15 protein-coding genes, 8 pseudogenes and 1 other annotated feature are annotated in these 24477 nt (G+C 46.6%); of the genes and pseudogenes, 5 read left to right on the forward strand and 18 right to left on the reverse strand.

Going from position 1 to position 24477, the window contains the following annotated elements:
• Positions 1–45: 45 nt before the first annotated feature.
• Both CW734_RS12200 and CW734_RS12205 read left to right on the forward strand, forming a co-directional pair.
• Positions 46–444, forward strand: a complete 399-nt coding sequence (locus CW734_RS12200; protein WP_101190663.1) for a globin domain-containing protein — start codon at positions 46–48, stop codon at positions 442–444.
• Entirely contained in the window at positions 441–1238 is a 798-nt protein-coding gene (locus tag CW734_RS12205; protein WP_101190664.1) for a ClpXP adapter SpxH family protein, read from the forward strand. The genes CW734_RS12200 and CW734_RS12205 overlap by 4 nt, the downstream gene beginning before the upstream one ends.
• A 449-nt stretch (positions 1239–1687) precedes the next feature.
• Here the strand turns inward: CW734_RS12205 and pepF are convergent, their stop codons facing one another.
• The 11 genes and pseudogenes from pepF to CW734_RS12255 all read right to left on the reverse strand — a co-directional run bounded on the left by pepF (position 1688) and on the right by CW734_RS12255 (position 13755).
• Positions 1688–3496 (reverse strand): oligoendopeptidase F, encoded by a 1809-nt coding sequence (gene pepF, locus CW734_RS12210; RefSeq protein ID WP_101190665.1) that lies wholly within the window; start codon positions 3494–3496, stop codon positions 1688–1690.
• Between the two features lie 52 nt (positions 3497–3548).
• On the reverse strand, positions 3549–4520 hold the full coding sequence (locus CW734_RS12215; RefSeq protein ID WP_442956972.1) for a competence protein CoiA: 972 nt from the start codon (positions 4518–4520) through the stop codon (positions 3549–3551).
• Between the two features lie 2 nt (positions 4521–4522).
• A pseudogene (locus CW734_RS20060) lies at positions 4523–4633 on the reverse strand (hypothetical protein); the annotation flags it as partial.
• A gap of 125 nt (positions 4634–4758) precedes the next feature.
• Positions 4759–5413: pseudogene (gene mecA, locus CW734_RS19440) on the reverse strand (adaptor protein MecA).
• A 297-nt stretch (positions 5414–5710) separates the two neighbouring features.
• A pseudogene (spxA, locus tag CW734_RS12225) lies at positions 5711–6102 on the reverse strand (transcriptional regulator SpxA).
• Between the two features lie 400 nt (positions 6103–6502).
• Positions 6503–7593 (reverse strand): annotated as a pseudogene (locus CW734_RS12230) (putative glycoside hydrolase).
• Between the two features lie 291 nt (positions 7594–7884).
• Positions 7885–8825: pseudogene (locus CW734_RS12235) on the reverse strand (ABC transporter ATP-binding protein).
• Complete coding sequence (locus CW734_RS12240) at positions 8825–9880, reverse strand: ABC transporter ATP-binding protein (RefSeq protein ID WP_101190667.1); 1056 nt, start codon at positions 9878–9880, stop codon at positions 8825–8827. The pseudogene CW734_RS12235 and the gene CW734_RS12240 overlap by 1 nt, the downstream one beginning before the upstream one ends.
• Before the next feature lie 15 nt (positions 9881–9895).
• Positions 9896–10915, reverse strand: a complete 1020-nt coding sequence (opp3C, locus tag CW734_RS12245) for an oligopeptide ABC transporter permease (protein ID WP_101190668.1) — start codon at positions 10913–10915, stop codon at positions 9896–9898.
• Complete coding sequence (opp3b, locus tag CW734_RS12250; protein WP_101190669.1) at positions 10915–11850, reverse strand: oligopeptide ABC transporter permease; 936 nt, start codon at positions 11848–11850, stop codon at positions 10915–10917. The genes opp3C and opp3b overlap by 1 nt, the downstream gene beginning before the upstream one ends.
• A gap of 184 nt (positions 11851–12034) precedes the next feature.
• Positions 12035–13755 (reverse strand): annotated as a pseudogene (locus CW734_RS12255) (peptide ABC transporter substrate-binding protein).
• A gap of 243 nt (positions 13756–13998) precedes the next feature.
• Between CW734_RS12255 and CW734_RS19080 the strand changes: the two are divergent.
• Both CW734_RS19080 and trpS read left to right on the forward strand, forming a co-directional pair.
• Positions 13999–14166 (forward strand): hypothetical protein, encoded by a 168-nt coding sequence (locus CW734_RS19080; RefSeq protein WP_232787046.1) that lies wholly within the window; start codon positions 13999–14001, stop codon positions 14164–14166.
• A 219-nt stretch (positions 14167–14385) separates the two neighbouring features.
• Positions 14386–14598 (forward strand) — a binding site (T-box leader).
• Positions 14599–14666: 68 nt separating this feature from the next.
• Positions 14667–15658 (forward strand): annotated as a pseudogene (gene trpS / locus CW734_RS12265) (tryptophan--tRNA ligase).
• Between the two features lie 65 nt (positions 15659–15723).
• Here the strand turns inward: trpS and opp4C are convergent.
• From opp4C to CW734_RS12300, 7 genes and pseudogenes are all read right to left on the reverse strand, one after another.
• Complete coding sequence (gene opp4C / locus CW734_RS12270; protein ID WP_101190670.1) at positions 15724–16641, reverse strand: oligopeptide ABC transporter permease; 918 nt, start codon at positions 16639–16641, stop codon at positions 15724–15726.
• A gap of 15 nt (positions 16642–16656) precedes the next feature.
• The gene (opp4B, locus tag CW734_RS12275) at positions 16657–17622 is read right to left on the reverse strand and encodes an oligopeptide ABC transporter permease (protein ID WP_101190671.1); all 966 of its coding nucleotides are present in this window, start codon (positions 17620–17622) and stop codon (positions 16657–16659) included.
• A 148-nt stretch (positions 17623–17770) separates the two neighbouring features.
• The gene (opp4A, locus tag CW734_RS12280; protein ID WP_101190672.1) at positions 17771–19495 is read right to left on the reverse strand and encodes an oligopeptide ABC transporter substrate-binding protein; all 1725 of its coding nucleotides are present in this window, start codon (positions 19493–19495) and stop codon (positions 17771–17773) included.
• Positions 19496–19523: 28 nt separating this feature from the next.
• Positions 19524–20533 (reverse strand): annotated as a pseudogene (locus CW734_RS12285) (ABC transporter ATP-binding protein).
• Entirely contained in the window at positions 20530–21576 is a 1047-nt protein-coding gene (locus tag CW734_RS12290; protein ID WP_232787047.1) for an ABC transporter ATP-binding protein, read from the reverse strand. The pseudogene CW734_RS12285 and the gene CW734_RS12290 overlap by 4 nt, the downstream one beginning before the upstream one ends.
• A gap of 244 nt (positions 21577–21820) precedes the next feature.
• A complete protein-coding gene (gene fabF / locus CW734_RS12295; protein WP_101190673.1) occupies positions 21821–23056 on the reverse strand; it encodes a beta-ketoacyl-ACP synthase II in 1236 nt (411 codons plus the stop codon).
• Between the two features lie 27 nt (positions 23057–23083).
• The gene (locus CW734_RS12300) at positions 23084–24016 is read right to left on the reverse strand and encodes a beta-ketoacyl-ACP synthase III (RefSeq protein WP_101190674.1); all 933 of its coding nucleotides are present in this window, start codon (positions 24014–24016) and stop codon (positions 23084–23086) included.
• 190 nt (positions 24017–24206) lie between these two features.
• Between CW734_RS12300 and CW734_RS12305 the strand changes: the two genes are divergently transcribed.
• Positions 24207–24389 carry a YjzD family protein gene (locus CW734_RS12305; protein WP_101190675.1) on the forward strand — a complete coding sequence of 61 codons (183 nt, stop codon included), beginning with the start codon at positions 24207–24209 and terminating at the stop codon, positions 24387–24389.
• The last annotated feature ends 88 nt before the right edge of the window (positions 24390–24477 follow it).

Below are 24477 nucleotides of genomic sequence, written 5' to 3' on the forward strand. Positions count from 1 at the left end.
CGTTGATAGAATGGATTTACAGCAAACACAAAGGGGACAAGACTGATGACTGGAAAACCGCTTATTCCGTACGATGAAATCGGCGCGGAAACTTTATCAAACCTGGTGGACGCCTTTTATGCACGCGTCTCAGCACATCCGCAACTTGCACCCATTTTCCCTGACGACCTGAACGAAACAGCGAGAAAACAAAAACAGTTCTTAACACAATACTTAGGCGGCCCGAATATTTACTCAGCGGAACACGGGCACCCGCGCCTAAAAGCACGCCACCATCCATTCCCGATCACTCCTGATCGCGCGCAAGCCTGGCTTGAGTGCATGAGTGAAGCGATGGATGAAGTGGGGCTCAGCGGCCAATTCCGCGAGACATTCTTCAACCGTCTCGTCTTGACCGCCCACCATATGGTGAATGATTACGATAGTGAGGAGGAGTTGGAGTGAGCAACCTGGATCTGGCAGAGGATATCCGCGAACACCAAGTTTCCTGCAAACCGATGGAATTATACGTGTTCATGGATCCGATGAATCCCGCATGCTGGGAACTTCAATCCATCATCCGCAAATTGCAAATCGAGTATGGCCATTACTTTTCAATGCGGATGATCTTAAGCACACAATTATCCGCCCTGAACATGAGCGTGAAAAATACTGATATGACCAGCGACGAGCTTGAACACCCTGCACTTCCCTCGGTCGCCATCAAAGCGGCAGAGCTCCAGGGCAAACGGGCAGGCAATCGATTCCTGTACAAACTGCAAGAACATCTTTTTCTACAATCCAGAAACGTCATATCCTACGATGTACTGCTTGAAATTGCGGTAGAAGCTGAATTGGACCAAGACGAGTTCAAAGACGATTTCCACTCGGTCCACAGCGCAAAAGCATTCCAATGCGATCTTCGCATCACACGGGAAATGGAAATTTCCGAAGTGCCAAGCATCGTCTTTTTCAATGAATGCATCGAAGACGAAGGCGTCAAAGTTTCAGGCCTTTATTCATACGACGTCTATTTGACCATCCTACAGGAAATGCTGGGAAAAGACCGGCTCAACCGGCAATCCCCGCCTTCTCTCGATGACCTGTTCATAAAGTATCCGACAATGGCGACCCACGAAGTGGCGAGCATCTACAATATCAGCGAACAAACCGCAGAACGCGAACTGAAAAAGCAAGTGTTGCAACAGAAACTCGAACGCATTCCGATGCAAGATGAGACATTGTGGAAAGTAAAATAAGCTAAGCTCCCAACAGGAGCTTAGCTTATTTTTTTCTTCTATATAATAGCGAAAGGCGCCTTCCACGTCCGGAAGGCGCCTTTCTTATCTTACACAAAGGGGATGGGAGAAATGTTCACGCTCAAACAAAGGGGTGTATGTTTGTATGTGATTAATTTCACAACCTAATAATATCACGCCATAATAGTTAATGCAATAAATCACAAACATTTTCACAAATCTGTCATAATATCAAGCGCTTACATAAATATAACGCGCAAATAAGTTATTTAAGAATAACTTATTATCCTCCGATACTCCCTTTTTCTATTGTTCAAGCTTGCCTATTTCCATTTCGCTATAATATCGTCCACCATCCCCCTCTTTCACCGATTCAAGTAATCACGATGCCTAGACGACGCATAAAAAACCTCTGCAGGTCTCACGCTGCAGAGGTTTTCGTTGATCTTTTATTTCTTCAATAGCAATCCTTCGAGTTCTTCAAGCTTTTGGCCGAAGACTTTGCACGCCTCTTCGACCGGCTCGGATGAGGTCATGTCCACACCGGCTTTTTTCAATACTTCAATCGGGTAATCGGAGCTGCCCGCTTTCAGGAATTCGTTAATATAACGCTCTACAGCTGGCTGCCCTTCTTCAAGGATCTTTTTGCTTAATGCAGTAGCTGCGCTGAATCCTGTCGCATACTGGAATACATAATAATTATAGTAGAAATGCGGAATGCGTGCCCACTCGAGGCCGATCTCTTCATCCACTGCCATGTCTTCACCAAAATACTTTTTGTTCAGCTCGTAATACACTTCCGTCAACCGGTCAGCCGTCAAAGCTTCACCATTCTGGTCCATCTGGTGGATTGTGTGCTCGAATTCAGCAAACATCGTCTGGCGGAAAACTGTGCCGCGGAAACCATCCAGCCAGTGGTTGAGCAAGTAAATGCGCTCTTGCTCATCTTCTGTCGTATTGACCAAGTGTTCATTCAACAAGGCTTCATTCGTCGTCGATGCGACTTCCGCCACAAAGATGGAATAATCGCCATAGACAAACGGCTGGCTTTCTCTTGTGTAGTGGCTGTGTACACTATGGCCGAATTCATGTGCCAAAGTGAACAGGTTGTCTACATTGTCCTGCCAGTTCATCAGTATATAAGGATTTGTGCCATAAGCGCCGGAAGAATAAGCGCCGCTTCGTTTACCTTTGTTTTCTTTCACGTCAACCCAGCGGTTGTCGATGCCGTTTTTGACGATCCCGACATATTCTTCACCGAGCGCATTCAAGCCTTCGAGCATCATGCCTGTCGCCTTGTCATAAGGGATCTCCATCTTGACTTCCTTAACAAGCGGCGTATACATGTCATACATATGGACTTGGTCAAGTCCCAATACTTCCTTGCGGAGCGCTACGTAGCGCTGCAATAGATGAAGGTTGTTGTTGACGGTTTCGACCAATTGATCATATACAGCTTCCGGAATATGGTCATCTGAAAGAGCCGCTTCGCGGGCCGATGAATAATTACGGATGCTCGCATGGACATTATCGCGTTTAACATTTCCGGATAAAGTGGAAGCAAAGGTATTGCGGAATTTGCCATACGTCGCATAAACGGCTTTAAATGCGTCTTCGCGCACGCGGCGATCTTTGCTTTCCATGAAACGGATGTAATTGCCATGTGTAATCTGCACTTTTTCTCCGTTTTCATTTTCGATTTCCGGAAACTCCAAATCGGCATTATTGAGCATGCCGAATGTTTCAGAAGACGCTCCAACCACTTCCGACAATTGCGCAAGAAGCGCTTCCTGCTCCGCTTTCAGCACGTGCGGACGCATTGTATTAAGTTCTTCGAGCGCGTGTCGATAAAGCTTAAGGCCGTCATGTTCGTCTACATAGCGGTTGAGCTCTGCTTCATCCAAAGACAGGATCTCAGGCGTCATGAAAGACAAACCTGCTGCCGTCTTGGCAAAAAGCGATTTGATGCGGCTGTCCATCGCCTGGTATGTTGAATTTGTCGTATCCTGGTCATAACGCATATGTGCGTATGCGTAGAGCTTGCGCAGGCGCTCCGATAATTCATCTTTATAGTTTAGCGCCTCGTACAGGGCATCCGCCCCGGCTGATAAAGTACCTTCGTATTGTCCTGCTTTCTCAGCCAGCGCCGAGACGGCTTTGAATTCTTCTTCCCATTGTGCATCTGTAGCAAAAACATCCTCCAAGCGCCATGTCAGTTCTGCAGGCACTTGATCTCTTGTCATTAATTTTTCCGTCATTTGGCTGCCTCCTCTTTCCCTTGTTTCGGGAAACGAATTACACCTTATTTTCTCAATTTTCCCACGCTTTTGCAAGCAGATGATAGGAAATATCCACCACTTCTGAAAAACACGCGGAATGGCCATTTCTGTAGAGGGTTTCATATGCCAAAAGCACCTGCAATGGCGTACGCACGTCTATACCAGAAGGCGCAAGCTTGACCAGCTTATTAGCCAATAACGTGTCTACCGGCTTTCCTGACTCGATCATGAGCGCTGCTTTCATCTGCCAAATAAGCGGATGTTCCAGAAACAGATGCCCGCCTGCAAGCGGCAACCCAAAAATCTCCGGGATGGCTTCCCTGTCGAGTTGGAGTTCATAACTCAATCGCCAGAACGGATTTCTCATCCGGTTTTTCGCGAATAATTGGGAACGGACGTATTTGGTCTTTTCTATTCGCATCAGGGATATTGCCTTCCTGTATTCCGCTTCGGTTAATTGTTTCGGCACCGCAAAAGGAAAGACTTGTTCCTTCAAAGGCAAGAGCGATGCCTTTCCGATCCAACGGTTGCCTTGTATATAAAAAAGATTGGAGTAGTAGATGAAGAGGGAATGATTGGGGTTGAATTGCAAGAGATGGGGACGAAGCTGTCCACCGCGGAACATCGCTCTTTCGAATGGGCGAATTTGAAAAATGCCCAGTCCTGAAGCCGGCACATCTTCTATGCCGCGGATCCATATGGCGTGAAGGCCCACCTGGGCGTAACCTTGGCTGCGCTTCACAACTTGCTCCACAGGCAATGTGCTGCACTGGATTTCAATCGCCGATTTCTCGGCTAGCAGGTCGGGGCGCTGCTTGATTTCGGGTAAGTAATGTTCGACACGGAACGGGATGTTGTTGTCGTGAAAAGAGGACAGGCGGGATTTTCCGAGCAGGTGAAGCGGCGTTTCCGGTTCACCGCCTGGCGTGCAGGAGAATTGCTGGAGATGGGCAAAATGGGGAATTTTGTCGTGCCTACTTTCAAGACGACTGGGGCTTCGCAGGCGGGACATAGAAAAGTTCGGTCCCTTCGCAGCTGAATCAGCTGCTGCCTAGTGTGATAAGCTTGCAGCGTAAATAAACGGCCTTTATCGAGCGCTGTCAGTATATGAATCACTCTCCTTTTTCCCAGTTTACGCTGAAGGGCCTTTGTGAGCAATACGGAAAATACTGTTAGCTCCTAAATAATTGTCTGAACGTCCACTACATAAAATGGCATAAAAACCTCCTAAGAGGAGGTTTTTATCCGAAATAATGCAATACGTTCGGCAGGGCATCTTCTTTGAAGATCGGTTTGCCGTATTCTTCAAGACGGTGGATCGTCATCGGAGTTTGCTGCAAGTATTCGGTGATGACGCTCAATTGGTCTTTGATGTCTTTTCGGAGTGCAGTATTTCATCAAACTTCACGTGCATATAATACTTTCCGTCAAAGTGGTACAATGCCGTATCGACCGGCATATACATGAGACGCTTCGCAATCGGAAGCAATTCTTCCACTTCAGAAAGAACAAACGAGTATTCGAGTTTCTTTGTATCGCCCTCGTCATAAACCGGTTCGAACTCATCGAATTCCTGTGAACCAGCTTCTTCTCCTGAAAACATTTTGCGGCGTTCTTCTATATCATCCGGCAAATCAAGTTTTGCCCGTCTTTCGTCAATTGCGCACGAGTGACAGTGACTTCAAGTCCTTTGTCCATGGCTTGCACTTGGATCCACAGCGGCCCTTCCATAACGAAATCGGCTTCTTCATTGACTTCATCCATCATTTCCCAGAAAAGCTCTTCGCTTTTGTCTCTGTTAAACCAAATTTCGTCACGGCTGAACCCTCGCTCTTCAACATCAAGATAGGAAATGTAAAATTTCACTGTGTTGTCGTTAATGCGTTCTATTTCCATTTTACACCTCTCCTTTTCGGATCGGATTAAGAGGAAGTTCCTCAAAAGCCGTGATTTATTACTACCTTCATTATACCTTTCCTGAAGGCTTAAAAACATTTTTCTGCCTATAGGCGGCACCAGAAGATAATTATCTTAGAGTCTAATCGAATCGACAGACTTTTGCAACTAATCAAGATGATAACCACATGCCCAGCTGGAAAACTCCGTCCAGGCGATATGCTAAAAGATAAAGAAAAGCCGTCCCATGATCCCTTATGAAATGCCATAAAGACCGGACAGCTTTTCTCCTTATTCTCAGTTGACCATGCGCTGAGCTTCCAGCAATTGATACGCGCACTTTACGTGGCAGGAATCGGCGGATCTCATCTTCGTTATAACCGACTTGCAGGCGTTTTCATCCATGATAATCGGGCGTCTCAATAAGCCCGGATGTTCCTGGATCAATTCATAGAGGCGCTGCAATGGCAAGCTCTCTACGTCTACATTCAGTTTTGGAAGATCTTCGAACGAGTCGAAATGATTTCATCCGTTCCGTCCTCTGTCATACGTAGAATTTCTTTGATTTCACTTATTGTCAAAGGTTCAGAGAAGATATTGCGTTCTGTATATGGAATATCATGTTCTTCCAGCCACGCTTTCGCCTTACGGCAAGACGTACAGCTTGGAGAAGTGAATAATGTAACCATCATAATGGAGCACTTCCTTTCGGATTCATAGATGTTGAGGGAATTCATTCTTAAATTAGAATCACTATCGTTTAGAAGCTCTACAATCATTATACAACATTAGGCTTCAGTAATATATAGCTGACAGCGAGAATTTTAAAAACATTGATTCTGTCACAGTCTCGCTACATTTTCTGAGAGTTTGTAAAACTTATACACTAGAAATTTACCCGCTCTTTTATCGATTAAACTTCAATAAGAAAATTTATTCTCATTTACGGAATTCTTTGAAAATAAAGCTTCTATTATATAGTACGTCTCATCACTTAAAAGGTTTCATTTTGCTGACTAATTTAAACGGCTTTTGCAAAGATTCAAAATGCCCCTGCTATTCGTCTTTACGACAGCAAGGGCATTTTGTTTATTCAGGTGTGTAGTCGACGCCCCGCGAGTAGCTGTTCCCTGCATTCCAAAGAAGGAATTCATCGATTCCTTGGTCATTCAATGCACGGATCTGGGCTTCACACTTCTGCCTTTCCGTAACGCTTATAGTTTCCTGCGCCCAGGTAGCTGGCGGTGAAATCCTGCAGCCATGGCCGTGAGACAGGCGCTTCATCCAGCTTGGAAAGCACTTCATTTTCCACTTTGCATATTCGGCTACCAGTTTGTATGGTTCCAAATCTGGCTTTGCAATGCCGAAGTATGATGTCCAGTGGCTAGGTATATCATCGAGGAGATGACATCGACATTCTCTGAGATTTTCGAGAAGTTCTGCCCGATGCCAGGTGCTTCCGGCAAGGTTGCGGCATAGCCGAAGATATCAACCGATACCTCTACACCATAGGGTTCGAGTTGTTCTTTCGCATAAGCAACAAAATCCGTCACAGCTTCTACACGGCGCTGTACCGGGTCCAACTTGGATTCTTCGTAGTCGCCCATCGAATAGTCCAGCTGCTCGCCAAGCCGCTCAAATCCTTCAGGGAAACGCACGTAATCGAATTGGATTTCCTTGAATCCCATTTTTGCGGCTTCGATCGCCACTTGCACGTTGTAATCCCAAACTTCCTTCATGAATGGATTGACGAATGCTTCCCCTCGGCCGTTTGTCCAGACTTGGCCGCCTGTTGTAAAGGAAAGTTCAGGATGCTGTTCCGCAAGTACCGTATCCTTGAAGACCACCACACGAGCAATCGGGTAAATCTGCTCCTGTTCCATTTGCTCAAGCATTGCACGCGGGTCTTTAATCAGCGAAGTTCCGATGCCTTTATCGGCCAGCGAGGAATCTTCTTCCGGGATATACGTTAAATGCCCCATGTCTTCCTTGACGTCAATGACCATCGCGTTCAAATCGGTATTTCCTACGAGATCGACCAATGAAGAAAACCGGGCTCCCCCGGCTGAGTTCCCAGTGACGAATATTCCGCGGACCGCATCAGGATATTCGAAATTCAATCCTGAATCGAAACCGAAGCGCTGCGATGTCCCAAGCAGCCCTGAGTCGATGCTCACCATTTCATATGTACGGGTCGAAAAATCTTCCGTTGCGGTTTCAGCCGCCTGCACAGTGCTGGCGCTCCCCAGTAAAAATAAAGACGCAGCAAGCCATTTCAAGGATTTCATACAGATTCACACACCTTTTCCGCTTTTCTCCAGTCTACCATTTTTAAGGGCTTTAAGCAGGATAATTTAGTAAATTTAGAGAAACTCAGACATTTATTTGTTTTGATCAGTTATTTCCAACATCTATTCCATTTACACACAAAAAAAGCACGTGCCCTTAAACAGGCACGTGCTTTTCAAGTTTTACTTTTTGGCTGCTAGACGCTCTTGCAGCTCTGCAAATTCTTTCTCTGAGCAGTCTACAAAATGGTTCGGTGAAACTTCGCGCATTTTCACATCTTCCCCATCCGTGTAGTTATGGACTGCCGGGTCATAAGCTTTACGCGTACGATTGCGCTCATAGTTCGGGTCTGGAAGCGGAATAGCCGAAAGCAATGATTGCGTATATGGGTGCATCGGGTTTTCGTACAATTCATCAGCTGGCGCCAATTCCACCAATTTACCGAAGTACATCACGCCAATGCGGTCTGAAATGTATTTAACCATCGACAAATCGTGTGCGATGAACAAATACGTCAAGCCCTTTTCTTCCTGAAGTTCTTTCAGCAAGTTGACGACCTGCGCTTTGATGGAAACATCAAGTGCAGAGATCGGTTCATCTGCAATAATAAAGTCCGGATCTACCGCCAAAGCACGCGCAATGCCTAGACGCTGGCGCTGTCCGCCTGAGAATTCATGCGGATAGCGGTTAGCGTGCTCTTTGTTCAAGCCAACCGTTTCCAATAGGTCATAGACCATTTTCTTACGGTCGCTAGCATCTTTTGCCAAACCGTGGATATCGATGCCTTCCGCGATGATATCCATGACTTTCATTCGCTGGTTCAAGGAAGCGTAAGGATCCTGGAAAATCATCTGCATTTTGCGGTTGAATTTCTTCAGGTCTTTCTTGTTTTCTTGCCGTGCACACTTTCTCCCTCATAAAGTACTTTGGCCATCCGTCGCATCGTACAAGCGAATGATCGAGCGGCCGGTTGTGGATTTCCGCAACCTGACTCGCCTACAAGCCCAAGCGTTTCGCCTTTGTAAATATCGAAAGAAATGCCATCTACTGCTTTTACTTCGTTTGCTTTACCAACATTGAAATGCTGTTTGAGATTCTTTATTTCAACCAATTTTTCAGCCATTAGTTCGCGCTCCCTTCATAATAACGGCTTCCAGGGAACTTTTTCATCCGTTCGATGACCATTTTAGGAGGTTCGACTGTTGGCGCTTCAGGATGAAGAAGCCATGTGGCCGCCATGTGCGTATCGCTGACTTTAAAGAACGGAGGCGGCTGTTCCATATCAATCTTCATGGCGTATTCACTGCGCAGCGCAAATGCATCGCCTTTTGGCGGATCGAGAAGATCCGGTGGCGTGCCAGGAATCGCATACAGTTTTGCATCTTCTGCATCCATTGAAGGCATTGAACTGAGAAGGCCCCATGTGTATGGATGCTGCGGGTTGTAGAAAATTTCATCGACTGTGCCGATTTCTACGATCTTCCCACCGTACATAACAGCTACGCGGTCTGCTACGTTTGCCACAACCCCAAGGTCGTGGGTGATGAAAATGATCGAGGTGTCGATTTTTTTCTGCAAGTCTTTCATCAATTCCAGGATTTGCGCTTGGATCGTCACATCGAGAGCAGTTGTCGGCTCATCGGCGATCAAGATCTGCGGGTTGCACGCTAGAGCAATGGCAATAACGATCCGCTGGCGCTGTCCACCTGAGAATTGGTGAGGATATTGTTTCATGCGAAGTTCCGGTTTAGGCATGCCGACCAGGCGCAGCAAGTCAATCGCTACTTTTTTCGCTTCATCTTTGCTGATTTTTTGGTGCTTCAAAATCGGCTCTGTAATCTGTCGGCCGATCGGCATCGTCGGGTTGAGCGATGTCATAGGGTCCTGGAAAATCATCGAGATGTCTTTACCGCGGATTTTCTGCATTTCCTTATCGCTCAACTTCGTCAAGTCACGCCCGCCGAACAGGATTTCCCCGCTTTTAAATTCAGCACTCTCTTCAGGCAATAAACGCATGATTGATTTGGTGGTAACGGATTTACCGGAACCGGATTCTCCTACGATTGCCAATGTTTCACCTTTATATAGATCAAAGTTAACGCCTCGGATTGCCTTTACTTCGCCACCATATGTGTTGAAGGAAAGTTCGAGGTCTTTTACTTGAAGTATTTTTTCCATCTAAGGCTTTCCTCCTTAATCTTTCATCTTCGGATCGAGCGCATCACGCAAGCCGTCACCAATTAAGTTAAATGCAATCATGATCAAACTCAACACTACAGCCGGGAACAAGAGAATATGCGGCTGATACTGAATCAGTTTATAGCCATCATTGATCAATGTCCCAAGAGACGCATCCGGAGCCTGTAGTCCGAGCCCGATAAAGCTCAAGAAAGCTTCGAAGAAAATAGCGCCTGGGATCGTGAACATCGTGTTGATGATGATGACACCGAGAACGTTCGGCATCAAATGCTTCCAGATGATGCGGCTATCACTCGCACCGAGTGTACGGGCTGCAAGAACGAATTCCTGGCTCTTGTATTTAAGAACTTGCCCACGTACTACCCGCGACATGCCGGTCCAACCGGTTATCGTCAGGGCGATGATGATCGCGAGTATCCCCGGGTCCATGATGAGGATAAAGAGGATAACGACGACTAGGTTTGGAATACCTGTCAAAATCTCAACGATACGCTGCATGACATCATCTATACGGCCTCCGAAATAGCCGGAAATCCCACCGTAGATGACGCCGATCAACATATCAATCGCTGCTGCCACGAATGCGATGAACAAGGAAACTTGTGTCCCTTTCCATACACGTGAGAACATGTCACGGCCAAGGCCGTCTGTACCGAACCAGTAATTCTGTTCGACATTCTTCATTTCGTATAAGTCAACTTCGCGTCCGCCAAGTGTACCTACCCCATCCATGATGCCCAGGTTTTCGATAACAGGCATTTTCGGGGGCAAGTTGGCGTGCGTGATGGTTTGGTCATTTGGTTCGTACGGGCTGATCATCGGCCCGACGAATGACATGATAAGAATCAAGCCAAATAGGATCAAACTAATGATCGCACCTTTGTTTTTCTTCAGGCTGCGCCAAGCATCCTGCCAAAAACTGACACTTGGTTTAGAGATTTTCTCTGCCTCTTGTGTATCTCTAGGAATGCGTGTAAACGCATCTTGAGGTAGCTTTTCATAATTCTGTGTCATTAACTCTTACCTCCTGAAAGACGAATACGAGGATCGATGACGCCATACAAAATATCTACGATCAAAATAACCACGATCAAGAATACAGAGAAGAATATTGTCGTACCCATGATAATCGAGAAGTCATTGACCATGATTGATTTTACGAACTGCTCACCGATTCCAGGAATCGCAAAAATCTGTTCGACTACGAGTGAGCCTGTCAAAATGCTGACTGCCATCGGCCCAAGAACCGTGATCAATGGAATCAAAGCATTTCGGAATGCATGTTTGAAAGCGATTTCAGACCCGCTGGCCCCTTTAGCTTTTGCTAAAGTGATATAGTCAGATCCAAGAACTTCGATCATTTCTGTACGAATAAACCTTGCAGCCGTTGCCAGTGGGAACATCGCCAATGCTATTGACGGCAGTACGCTGGACATGAATCCATCTTTCCACAGCGCCACTGGGAACAGGTCCCATTTTAAACCGAGCCAGTATTGTAGCATGGATGCAAAAACGAATGATGGAATGGATATACCGATAATCGCAACGACCGTACTTCCATAATCCACCCAAGTATTTTGCCTGAGCGCCGCGACCATCCCGAAGAGGATTCCGAGAACAGTTCCGAGTAGCATTCCCTGGAATCCGATCTGGGCTGACGGCCCCATGCGGCTTAAAATAACATCCGTTACGTTTGCGCCTTTGAATTGGTTAATCGAAATACCCAAATCACCTTTAAGCAAACCAAACATATAATCGAAATATTGAACAGGAAGGGGTTGGTCCAGTCCGTACCGTGCCTCTACGACTGCCCGTTGTTCAGGAGATAGCTTATCTGCGGAAGCAATTGGGGAACCTGGTAATATTTTCATCAAGAAAAATGTAAACGTGGCAATAAGCGCTAAAGTGATGAACATGTAAATTAATCTTTTTCCAATATAGCGTGCCATGGTGCACCTCCAAAATAAAATCGCTCTATGATCTCAAGCATCAAAAGACGCTTGTACTTTTCTGATTAAGCAGAATACCGTTAATTTTCGGTGAATTTCTTCACAGTAGAAAAGAGAGTATATCAATCCCTTGATATACTCTCTTTCTATTATGTTTTCCTAAAGTACATTCAGTTGGGAATTCTTATTCCTTACCGGAAATGTAAGCCCATTTGTAGCTGTAATCTCCACCGAATGGGTGTTTGACGATGTTGTTAACATATGGCTTTTGAAGGGACATGATACCGCGCTGATAAATCGGTGCGATAGCAGCGTCTTCTTCAATCAAGATTTTTCAGCTTGAGCCATTGCTTCCCAGCGTCCTTCAGCATCCTGTGCCAATTTGCCTTTAGCTTGCTCTACCAAGTTATCGAACTCTTCGTTAGAGTAAGACATCAAGTTGTGAGAAGCGCCAGTTACGAATAGGTCGATGAATGTCATCGGATCCTGGAAGTCAGGGCCCCAACCAGAGTTTTGGATATCGTAGTCTTGTGCTTCATCAAGCTCAAGGCGTACGCCGAATGGTACAGCTTTCAAGTTAACTGTCAAACCTTCAAGGTTTGTTTCAAGCTGTTCTTTCAAGTAAGCATCCATTTTACCAGCAAGCTCCGAGTCGCCGCCGAGAAGTTCAAGAGTGACTTCTGTTTCGCCGATTTCCTCTAGGCCTTGTTCCCAGTAAGTTTTCGCTTCGTCAGCGTTGAATGGAAGCATGTCTCCGTTGATGTCACGGAAGTCTTCGCCCGCTTCGTTGAAAGTGAAATCAGTTGGTACTAGGTAGTTAGCCGGAAGAGATCCGTTCGCTAGAACTACATCTACAAGGTCTTGCTTGTTGAATCCTGTTGCAATCGCTTTACGGATGTTTTCGTTAGCGAGTGGCGTTTCTTCGCCATCACGTTCTTGGTTGAATTTCAAGTAGAACAAAGTTGGTTCAAGTTCTTTCACAACTTCTGGGTCTTCAGCGTACTGCATTGCAAATTCACCAGAAAGTCCTACGCGGTCTTTTTCACCAGATTGGTAAAGGTTTACTGCAGTTGAAGTTTCTTTAACTACGTCAACATTAACTGTTTCAAGTTGAACAGTTTCAGCATCCCAGTACTCTGGATTTTTCTCCATTGTCCAAGTAAGGCCAGTGCCATCCCAGTTTGTTAGAGTGAACGGCCCGTTGTATAGGATTGTTTCAGAGTTAGAAGCGTAGTTATCGCCTTGCTCAGTTACGAATTCTTCGTTCAATGGATAGAATGTACCGAAAGCCATCAATGACATGAAGTAAGGAGTCGGGCGCTCAAGTTCTACGACAAGAGTCTTGTCGTCTTCAGCTGTGATTCCTAGTTCAGAGACTTCCATGTCCCCTTCAGATACTTCTTTAGCGTTTTTGATTGTTCCAGCCATCATGTAAGGCCCGTAAGGTGAACCAGTGTCTGGGTCAATCGCGCGCTGCCAAGCATAGACGAAATCGTTAGCTGTGACCGGTGTACCGTCCGACCAGTTAGCATCACGTAGTTTGAAAGTGTACGTCAAGCCGTCTTCACTGATTTCAGGCTCGCCTTCAGCAAGAGCAGGCTCAGCAATGTTTTCTTGGTTCAAACGGAACAAACCTTCGTTTACGTTGTTAAGGATGTTGAATGCTACTGCATCCTCAGCAATCGAAGAATCCATTGACGGGATTTCTGCTCCTTCGATCAAGTTTAGTTCTTGTACAGAGTCAGGTTCGCCGCCGTTGCCTTCTGCGCCTTCTGCACCTTCTGTCTCTTCTGTGTCTGTGTTTTCCGTCCCAGTATCAGTGTCGTCTCCGCCGCCGCAAGCAGCTAGGAAAGCACTAAGTACCAAAACCAGGCCAAGTAGCCATAAAATCTTGCTGTTTTTCACTGATTTTGCCCCCTTAAATTTTCTGAAAAATTGGTACATGATTAATTATACATAAATATTTTTTGTTGTACAGCGTTTTTTTTGGAATATTTTACACTTTCAATCACAATTAAGCAGATAGAAAAGCAGTCAATAAGCTGAAAAGCGCGTCATGTAAGCGTTTTCTTCTCAATTAGATTTAAAATAATTTTTTGATTTTTTTTGTTATTTCTTCTACAATTAAGAACGAATAGGGGTGCCAATATGAAAAAAATAATCATCGGAATTGCCGCCGTGCAGTTGATCATTGTGCTGACGATGCTTATACGAAGTGAGCCGTTTTCACTGCTATCATACATCAATAACTCCTTTATCTACGGGGAATTTTGTGTTTTCGGGACTTGGGTGTTCGTCGTCCGGACAGGGTTTTGATATATTTACAATGAGCATGCGCAAGGTCTTCAAAAGCAAATCCACATTAGAAGACGACGAGATGCGCCTCCCATCGGAAGTGCTGGCATTCTCAAGTTCCCCACTCTTGATTGTGGGCGGGCGACTTTAGTTGCCATGGCCGCCGTTTGGCTGGCTTTCATCAATCGTAGAATTGCGTATTGCAGGGCCAATCTCTTTGTATTATAATAAACCAATACAAAATGAGCGTTGACAAAGAGTAGTAGATGCAGTTCCTTCTATATAAGAGAGCTTGTGGCTGGTGTGAACAGGCAGAAGACTGCATTGAATGGACTTTCGAGCTAAAGCGGCGAAACTAGTAGCCGCTTTCGTATTCTCCACGTTACGGAGACAAGAGGCCGCTTTGCGGCAACCAGGGTGGTACCGCGGAACCGCACATCATTCGTCCCTTTAGTTCCAGGGACGGAGATGTGCTTTTTTATATTCATTTTTAGGACCATCTACTTAGAGGAGGAATTGCATTGAAGAAAATCTTTTCAGGCGTACAGCCAACCGGCACGGTCACACTCGGCAATTATATCGGGGCGTTCAAGCAGTTTACTGAACTGCAGGAAGAATACGATTGCATCTTCTGCATCGTTGACCAACATGCCATCACCATGCCGCAAGACCGTCTTGAATTAAGAAAGAATATTAAATCGCTGGCTGCGCTTTACCTTGCTGTCGGCATCGACCCGGAAAAAGTCACGCTATTTATCCAATCGGAAGTACCCGCGCACGCTCAGGCGGGCTGGATGCTGCAATGTGTATCGACCATCGGGGAGCTCGAGCGCATGACACAGTTCAAAGATAAATCGGCCAAGGCCGCTTCTATCTCTGCTGGCCTCCTGACTTATCCGCCTTTAATGGCTGCTGACATTCTTTTGTACCAAACGGATATCGTCCCTGTCGGCGATGACCAGAAACAGCATATTGAATTGACGCGCGATTTGGCGGAGCGTTTCAATAGAAAATATAATGACATCTTCACGATGCCTGACATCCGGATACCGAAACACGGCGCACGCGTCATGTCCTTGCAGGATCCTTTGAAAAAGATGAGTAAGTCCGATTCAAATAAAAAGTCGATCATCACTTTGCTCGATGATTTAAAAACGATCGAAAAGAAAGTGAAGAGCGCCGTCACCGACTCAGAAGGAATCGTTAAATACGATCCCGAGAACAAGCCTGGCGTTTCGAATCTCCTATCGATCGAAGCTGCCTTGACCGGAGCCTCCATCGATGAACTGGTCGCTAAATACGAAGGCGGCGGCTATGGCGATTTCAAAGCAGGTGTTGCCAAAGCGATCACGCACCATTTAGCGCCGATCCAAGACCGCTACTATAAACTGCTCGACTCTGAGGAGCTCGACACCATTCTCGACGAAGGCGCAGAAAAGCTAATTTCATCGCCAATAAAACATTGAAGAAAATGGAGAACGCGATGGGCCTAGGCCGCAAACGCAAACGTTAATGCATGAACATAAAAAGGATGGACGCGCGGCATGCCACGCGTCCATCCTTTTTGTTTGCTTTATATTAGCGCAATGACTTCGGGTTCAATGCATCCTTCAGCCCTTCACCGATGAAGTTAATTGACAGGATCGTCAAGGTAATGATGATGGCTGGAGGCATCCAGATCCACGGTTTGCCTTGCAGGACATCCGGCTCATTGGCGGATGACAGCATATTGCCCCAGCTCGGTGTCGCTTGCGGGACGCCAAAGCCTAAATAGCTAAGTGCTGATTCGATGACGATCATCGTTGCAAAAATCAAGGTCCCTTGAACGATGATGGTTGAGATGACGTTCGGCAATAGGTGTTTCGTAATGACTTTAAACGGAGAACAGCCGATCGATAAAGCGGCCAGGATATACTCATTCTCTTTTTCCGCCAACACTTTGCTGCGCACTAAGCGAGCGACACCGCCCCAGCTGAGCGCCCCGATGACCATGATCAAGACCCACAATCCATCCACGATGCCATAAAGGATCGTGTTTAAGACGATGACGAATACAAGGAATGGGAAATTCAGCACGAAATCCGTGAAGCGCATCAGGATGCTATCGATAAAGCCGCCGAAAAATCCAGCAAGTGCCCCGACCACTGTTCCTAAAGTGATGACGATGAGCGTTGCGCTAAAGCCGACCAATAGCGAAATCCGACCCCCGTAGAACAAACGCGTCAAGACATCGCGACCGCTTTTATCCGTGCCGAGAAGATGTTCGCCGTTCGGTTCGATATTCATCGCCCCGATATTCACTTTTGAAATATCCGGCAGCGGTGACAATACGGGTGCGAGGAACGGTGCCGAGAGTGACATTAAAGTGACCAGCAAAATGAAAAAGGAACTGATCATCGCCAATTTGTTGCGCACGAACTTTCTTCTGGCAATCTGCCAAGGAGATAAGCTTCTTTCCGGCTTCTTTTGTTGGGTAATGGTAGTTGATGATGCCATTTTACTGCTTCCTCCTCAATCCAGGCGAATTCGTGGGTCCACGACGCCGTATAGAATATCTGCCAATAAATTACCAAATAATGTAAGGAACGACAAAAGCATAGTCAAGGCCATCAATGTCGGATAATCACGGCTCGTCACAGATTCCAAAAACAGCTGGCCGATTCCCGGATAAGTGAAAATCGTTTCTGTAATGATGGCTCCCCCGATTAACGCGGCAAAATCAAATCCAAGGAATGTGACCAAGGGAATGATCGAATTGCGCAGGATATGGACATTATAGATTTTTTTCATTGGTGTGCCTTTTGCGCGCGCTGTCCGGACAAAATCCTTGCGGGAGTTCTCGATGATGTCGTTGCGCAAAAACTGTGTATAGCTCGCCGTGCTCATCGCCCCCAGGACAATCGCCGGCAGCAATACGTGGTGCATGCGGCTAATATAATACTCAAAGCTGCCTTCTTCCACCAAAATATCCACGGACCCTGCAAACGGGAACCAGTTCAACTGGAATGCAAAAATATAAATCGCAAATACGGCAGCGACAAAAGATGGAATTGCCAGCATGACATAATTGAATCCTGCAATGGCATTATCACCTAAAGTATAAGGGCGCCTGCCTGAATACATCCCCATAATAAACGCCATGATATAGGTGATGACAAGAGCTGTCACGCCCAATAATAAAGTATTTGGCACTTTTTCCATGATCAAATCGAATACCGGAATTTGAAAGCGTGTGGATTTACCGAAATCCCCTTGGACGAATCCAGTGATCCAATTAAAATACTGGACTGGCAAAGGGTCATTATAGCCGAGCTTCTCACGCATTTCTGCTATGTATTCCGGACTGGTGTTAAGCGGGTCGATTTCCCCGCTGAGTGAATCGCCCGGCATCAGTTTGGCGAGGCTGAAGACCACGATGGAAATCAAAATCAGCATCGGAATCATTCCAAGCAACCGTCTAATCGAATATTTAAGCATAGGTACTCTCCTTGTCTGATAGGTTCTCGGCTGTGCTCTCGTGCACGGTAAGGATTGTTTTTTGAAACAGCCCTTACCGTGCATAAGAGCTTCATATAAAGATTCAACGATGGGCGGGTCGCCCATCGTTGAAGGTTTGTTGCTGATTTTATTCTGTTACGAACCATTCAGCAGGGCTGTTTTGACCGGATACGTCATATTCAACTCCGCCGACACGCGTGTTCAATGCCTTAATTTCTTCTAGTTCCGCGATGTAAAGCATCGGGAGGTCTTCGTTGACGATCTTCTGCCATTCTACATACAATTCTTTGCGTTTTTCCTGGTCAGTGCCGACGATTTCGATATCAAGTGCGTCGTCTAGCAATTGATCTGCTTCAGGATTGTTGTAGCGTGTGTAGTTCCAAAGCTGGTCTGCTTTCCATAGTCCAGATGGATCCGGGTCAGTTCCCGTACCCCAGCCGCCGAAGAATGTTTCAATGGAAGCATCATCTTTTTCGACCATATCGTAGTAAAGGTTTACTTCGACCATTTCCACTTCAGAACGCAGTCCGACTGCTTCGAAATACTGGGCGATTGCTTGTGCACGGGATTCGAAAGTCGGGTTGCCTGTTGCATAATGCGAGAATTTCACGACAAACTCGTCGCCATTTGGATCTTCGCGGAATCCGTCATCGTTCGTATCGACGTATCCTGCTTCATCCAACATTTGCTTCGATTTTTCAGGATCGTATTCATATTGAGTCAATTCGCTGTCATCTGCTGAATTCCAGTGGGCAGACGGTACTGGCTTATTGACAACATCAGCATAGCCGAAGAAGAATGCATCCACCCATTCCTGGCGGTTCAACGCATACATCATCGCCTGGCGAAGCTCTTTGCTTTGGTATTTCGGCAGTTCTTCTGTGATTGTTTGGGATTCGTTATCGAATTTACCGAGCTTGAATCCTACATAATAATAAGTCAATCCAGGGTAAGTAACGATTTCAACATTTTCTAGAGGTTCTACTTCAGGCCCGGATACCGGCTGAAGGGAGATCATGTCGATATCGTTGTTCTGCAATGCGCCGACAACTGAAGAGTTATCGATAACGCGTAGAACGATTTTATCCAAGTTGACATCGCCGTTCCAGTACTCATCGAATTTCGAGAATTCGACCGACTCGCCAGGAACGATTTTGTCTACTTTGAATGGCCCGATTCCGATTGGAGTCGAACGTACCCATTCAGATGCTGACATTTCGGCAACCGGTACATCGCCAAGAACAGACTCAGGCAGCGGATATGCCCATAGGTTGGTTAGGTTGTTGACGCGTGCTTCGTCGAAAGTGATGTTGATTTCATAATCACTGACCACTTCGATCCCAGAAATGGAATCGGCGTCGCCGCTGCGGTATGCTTCAGCGCCTTCAATTGTTTGCACGTTTGCGTAGCGGGGGCCGTCATAATCAGGATCTGCGATCGTTTCAAGCGCAAATACCCAGTCGTTGACAGTCAACTCTTCGCCGTTATGCCATTTCACGCCTTCTTCGAATGTGAAGTTGAAGACTTTATTATCCTCGGTCTCCCAAGAAGCGACGTTCGGTTCAGGCTCCAAGTTTTCGTTATAGCTGATCAATGCTTCATCAAATAGTTCGATGACTTCAAAATCAGTGGCAATGCCGTAAAATGCGGAAGAATATAAACCTTCCGGTGGAGCGTCAAGGCCGTATACGAGCGTTCCGCCTTTTTGTGGTTCGCCGTCTGCTGCACCTTCAGAACCTTCGCCTTCTGAGCCTGACTCACTGGCATCATCGCTGCCTCCGCCGCACGCCGCTAGGAATGCGGAAACAATGAGTACGAGCGCGAAGAGCCAGAGCAAGGATTTTTTCTTCATCTCTTTTCCCCCTAAAAAAATTTTTTGATTAATACAAATGGCACGCAACTTGATGGCCTGGCCTTACTTCCGCCAACGCTGGTTTCTCTTGTGAGCAGATTTCCATCACCACCGGGCAGCGCGTATGGAACGGGCAGCCGGTAGGCGGGTTTTGCGGGCTCGGCACATCCCCTTTTAAGACAATCCGCTCTTTCCGCTTCGCCGGATTCGGTTCCGGAATTGCGGAAATGAGCGCTTGCGTGTAAGGATGCAGCGGTTCTTTGTATAAATCTTTATTTGAAGCAAGCTCTACGAGGTTGCCCAAATACATCACTCCGATTCGATCGCTCATATGCTTTACGACACTTAAATCGTGTGCAATAAAGAGATAAGTCAGATCGAATTGATTTGCAGTTCTTTCAACAAGTTCAACACCTGTGATTGCACGGATACATCGAGTGCGGATACCGGTTCATCCGCTACAATCAGCTTGGGGTGCAGTGCCAGCGCCCGGGCGATTCCGATGCGCTGTCTTTGGCCGCCGGAAAATTCATGAGCGTATTTATAATAAGCCTCTTCAGGCAAGCCAACTCGTTTTAGGAGTGTTTTGATTTCCTGCTCCAACTCTTTTTTATTGCGCTTTTCATAGTTCAGGATTGGCTCGGCAATAATGTCGCCGACCATCTGCGTCGGATTCAGCGATGCGTATGGATCTTGGAACACCATTTGAAAATCACGCCGCGCTTTTTGCAATTTGGATCCCGATAATCGTGTGATGTCTTTCCCTTCAAAGAGGATCTCGCCTCCTGTCGGTTTCATGAGCCTCAAGATAGTCCGTCCCGCAGTTGATTTGCCGCAGCCCGATTCGCCGACCAGACCAAGCGTTTCGCCTTTTCTGATAGCGAACGACACATCGTCCACCGCTTTGACATTGCCGATGGTCCGCTTGAAAAAGCCACCGGTTACCGGGTAGTATTTTTTCAGATTGCGAATTTCGAGGAGATTTTCACGCTTATCTAAGTGGTCGATGCGGTCCTGGATAAAATCTCTAGTGGTCATAATGCGGCGACTCCTTCTCGTTCTCTTTTTCCGTCCGTGGGCCAGCTTTCTTCATATAATAGGCACGCAGCTTCATGGCGATCGGCCACTTCCGCAAGCTTCGGCGTCACTGTCAAGCATTCCGCCATCGCCTTCGGGCAGCGGTTCGCAAAACGGCAACCCACTTGTGGCATATTGATGACGGACGGCACCAGCCCTTCGATTGTCGCGAGCTCTTCTACGTCTTCATCCATTTTCGGGATCGCTTTCATTAGTAATTCGGTATACGGGTGTTTTGGATTGCGGAACAAATCTTCGACAAATGCGCGCTCCACGATTTTGCCCGCATACATGACCAGTACTTCGTCGCAAATTTCTGCAACTACCCCCAGGTCATGCGTAATAAGGATGATCGACATATCATTTGCTTCCTGTATACCTTTTAACAACTCGAGGATTTGCGCTTGAACTGTTACATCCAAGGCTGTTGTCGGTTCGTCGGCGATCAACAGTTTCGGCTGGCAGGCAATCGCCATCGCGATCATGACACGCTGGCGCATCCCTCCGGATAATTGGTGGGGATACTCCGTGACGATTTGTTCAGCACGTGGAATTCCCACTTGCTTCAATAAAGCGACCGACCGCAGCCGCGCTTCTTTTTTCGTTAGCTTCTCATGGTTTAAGATCACTTCTTCTATTTGATAGCCGATGGTGAAAACCGGATTGAGAGAAGTCATCGGTTCCTGAAAAATCATCGAGATGTCTTTTCCGCGAATGCTGTTCATCTGCTTATCCGAAAACGCGGAAATGTCCTGTCCTTCGAATTCGATCGCGCCGCCGCGAATCTTTCCGATGCCGTTTGGCAGCAATTGCATAATGGACAATGACATGACACTTTTGCCGCAGCCCGATTCGCCGACAACACCGACGATTTGCTTAGGGAGGACATTGAAACTGACATCCTCGACTGCATTGTAATAATCTCCGTCTATTTTGAAACCTGTCTGGAGGTTTTTGACCCGCAAGAGCGGTGTAGTCTCTTTAGATCCATACATAGCTGTCATGAAAACACCTCAAAATTCTTTTTTTTCTGTCAATTCTAACTAGTTTTAAGCATATTACAAAAGTATTACATGCGCAATATAATTTTTGTATTTTAAGCAATGATTACCAAAACAGATAATCATTTCTTCTCTCTAACCCTTGCTATGACTGATTTTCTTCACTTATTCACCACTTGCATTTTTTTATCATTATAAGAAATGGATAATAAAAAAGCTCCCGGCATCGGGAGCTTTTCAATAAGCTTTAAACTTTTTTCAATACGAGTGAAGCGTTATGTCCGCCAAACCCAAGCGAATTGCTCATCGCATAGGAGAATTCCGCAGTTCTTGCTTCATTCGCCACATAGTCCAAGTTCAATTCCTCATCTGGTGTTTCATAATTGATTGTTGGCGGCATGACGCCTTCTTTCAAAGCCAGCGCCGTAAAGATCGCTTCAATTCCGCCAGCTGCACCGAGCAAATGGCCAGTCATTGATTTCGTCGAGCTCATGCCAAGTTGATAGGCATGGTCGCCAAACACGGTTTTGACCGCCATTGTCTCGAACAAATCGTTATATGGAGTGCTCGTTCCATGGGCATTGATATAGCCGACATCAGTCTTTTCGATGCCTGCGTCTTCGATGGCTTGCTGCATGGCACGCGCTGCTCCTTCACCGCCTGGGGCTGGAGCTGTAATATGATGCGCATCGCCAGTCGAACCGTATCCGACGAGTTCTGCATAGATTTTTGCGCCGCGTGCTTTTGCGTGTTCGTATTCTTCTAAGATGACGATTCCAGCACCTTCACCGATAACAAAGCCGTCGCGGTTTTTATCGAATGGGCGTGATGCGGTCGATGCATCATTATTTGTTGTCAATGCGGTATTCGCCGTGAATCCAGCAACAGAAAGACGAGTGATCGGAGCTTCCGCACCGCCCGAAATCATGACATCGGCATCGCCGCGCTGAATGACTTTAAAGGCATCACCGATTGAGTTTGTACCGGATGCACAAGCTGTCACTGAGCAGGAGTTGATCGCTTTTGCGCCGAAATGGATCGACACTTGCCCAGACGCCATGTCCGGAATGATCATTGGCACGAAGAACGGGCTGATGCGGCGGACGCCACGCGAGTTCAACACGTCCATCTGGTTTTCAATCGTTTCCATCCCGCCGATTCCTGATCCGATCCAGACGCCTGTACGAAGAGCTGTCTTTTCATCCAACTCCAGCGCTGCATCTTTCATTGCCATAATGGATGAGGCGAGTGCGTAATGCGTGAAGCGGTCCATCTTACGAGCTTCTTTGCGCTCGATATAATCTTCAATCGAAAAATCCTTCAATTCAGCGGCAACTTTCGCCGGATACTGATCTGCATCGATGCGCGTCAACGGGCCGACGCCTGAACGCCCTGCCTTCACCGCTTCCCACGTAGATTCTGCGCTATTTCCAAGCGGTGTTACGGCACCGATACCTGTAATGACTACACGACGATTTTCCATTTCTTTTACTTCCTTTCGCATATCCGATTATTTCCCCCACTTCATAGCAATTGCGCCCCAAGTCAATCCGCCCCCGAAGCCGACCATGACGACGACATCATCGTCTTTAATGCGGCCTTCCTCTAAATCTTCCACAAGGGAAATCGGAATCGACGCAGCTGAGGTGTTTCCGTATTTTTGTATGGTCTTCGACATCTTCTCTACCGGCAAGTCAAGACGGGCCCGGGATGATTCCATGATCCGGATATTCGCCTGATGCGGTATGAGAAAATCGACATCCTCTTTATCCAAACCTGCTTTTTCAATGACGTTAATGGCTGATTCGCCCATCTGGCGCACCGCAAACTTGAACACTTCACGGCCATTCATCACCAAATGCTTGTCTTGATACAAATGTTCGCCGCCTGAGCCATCCGCTCCGAGTTCGAACGATAATATCCCGCGGCCTTCCGACACTTTGCCGATCACGGCAGCGCCGGCCCCGTCGCCGAATAATACGGCCGTATTGCGGTCTTCCCAGTTGGTGATTTTCGAGAGCTTCTCAACACCAACTACTAGGACGTAGCGATACGTGTCCGACTCGATAAATTGTTTCGCTGTAATAACGCCGTACATGAATCCAGCACATGCTGCAGAGATATCCATAGCGGCCGCATTTACAGCGCCGATCTGTTGCTGGATATCGCAGGAAACAGACGGAAACGGGCGGTCTGGCGTAACTGTTGCCACCAAGATCAATCCGATGTCCGCTGGATCGATGCCGGCATCCTCAATCGCCTTTTGTGCCGCGACCCGTGCCATATCCGATGTATCTTGTTCATCGTTTGCGATCCGGCGTTCTTCAATCCCGGTCATGGTCCGGATCCATTCATCCGAGGTGTCCATGCGCTGCTCTAAATCAAAGTTGGTCAATTTATCTTCCGGTAGGCATCTGCCGGTACCGATGATTCCAGCATTCATATCTATGTCCCTCTTTTCGATTAACATCAATTATTAGTACCTGGTGTTAATGATACGCCCTTTTCCCACTGATTTCAAGTTGCCGACATATTTCTGACAAAAACTTTCGAAAGGCACGAAACTTTCTTTCTGAAAAGGCTTCCTTATGCTATGATAAAGCTAGTTATTCTATATATAGAGGTGAAAACAGATGCAATATATCGGAACACTTTTCTGGTCTGTCCTTATTATTTCAATGTTGAACTACGTAGTAAGTGCCGTGCAAAACGTGCCATTCGACTTCATGATCGGTATTTTCATGGCAGTGGCAGTCACAGTATTGATCATCGTGATGGATGCTATCATCCCTAAAGAAGCAGCGAAAGAATATTAATAACGATAAAAACGGAAGCCCCAGTGGCTTCCGTTTTTTTATTTGGCTGAATCTGACGGTTTAGATAGAAAAAAGCCGCATTTCAATG

Source organism: Planococcus sp. MB-3u-03, assembly GCF_002833405.1.
In the GTDB taxonomy this organism is placed as follows: domain Bacteria; phylum Bacillota; class Bacilli; order Bacillales_A; family Planococcaceae; genus Planococcus.

What these genes read in the sequence shown, in the direction of transcription:
- CW734_RS12200 (WP_101190663.1), top strand. Translation starts at nt 46, where the DNA reads ATGACTGGAAAACCGCTTATTCCGTACGATGAAATCGGCGCGGAAACT.
- pepF (WP_101190665.1), bottom strand. Translation starts at nt 3,496, where the DNA reads ATGACGGAAAAATTAATGACAAGAGATCAAGTGCCTGCAGAACTGACA.
- CW734_RS12240 (WP_101190667.1), bottom strand. Translation starts at nt 9,880, where the DNA reads ATGGAAAAAATACTTCAAGTAAAAGACCTCGAACTTTCCTTCAACACA.
- opp3C (WP_101190668.1), bottom strand. Translation starts at nt 10,915, where the DNA reads ATGACACAGAATTATGAAAAGCTACCTCAAGATGCGTTTACACGCATT.
- opp3b (WP_101190669.1), bottom strand. Translation starts at nt 11,850, where the DNA reads ATGGCACGCTATATTGGAAAAAGATTAATTTACATGTTCATCACTTTA.
- CW734_RS19080 (WP_232787046.1), top strand. Translation starts at nt 13,999, where the DNA reads ATGAAAAAAATAATCATCGGAATTGCCGCCGTGCAGTTGATCATTGTG.
- opp4C (WP_101190670.1), bottom strand. Translation starts at nt 16,641, where the DNA reads ATGGCATCATCAACTACCATTACCCAACAAAAGAAGCCGGAAAGAAGC.
- opp4B (WP_101190671.1), bottom strand. Translation starts at nt 17,622, where the DNA reads ATGCTTAAATATTCGATTAGACGGTTGCTTGGAATGATTCCGATGCTG.
- opp4A (WP_101190672.1), bottom strand. Translation starts at nt 19,495, where the DNA reads ATGAAGAAAAAATCCTTGCTCTGGCTCTTCGCGCTCGTACTCATTGTT.
- CW734_RS12290 (WP_232787047.1), bottom strand. Translation starts at nt 21,576, where the DNA reads ATGACAGCTATGTATGGATCTAAAGAGACTACACCGCTCTTGCGGGTC.
- fabF (WP_101190673.1), bottom strand. Translation starts at nt 23,056, where the DNA reads ATGGAAAATCGTCGTGTAGTCATTACAGGTATCGGTGCCGTAACACCG.
- CW734_RS12300 (WP_101190674.1), bottom strand. Translation starts at nt 24,016, where the DNA reads ATGAATGCTGGAATCATCGGTACCGGCAGATGCCTACCGGAAGATAAA.
- CW734_RS12305 (WP_101190675.1), top strand. Translation starts at nt 24,207, where the DNA reads ATGCAATATATCGGAACACTTTTCTGGTCTGTCCTTATTATTTCAATG.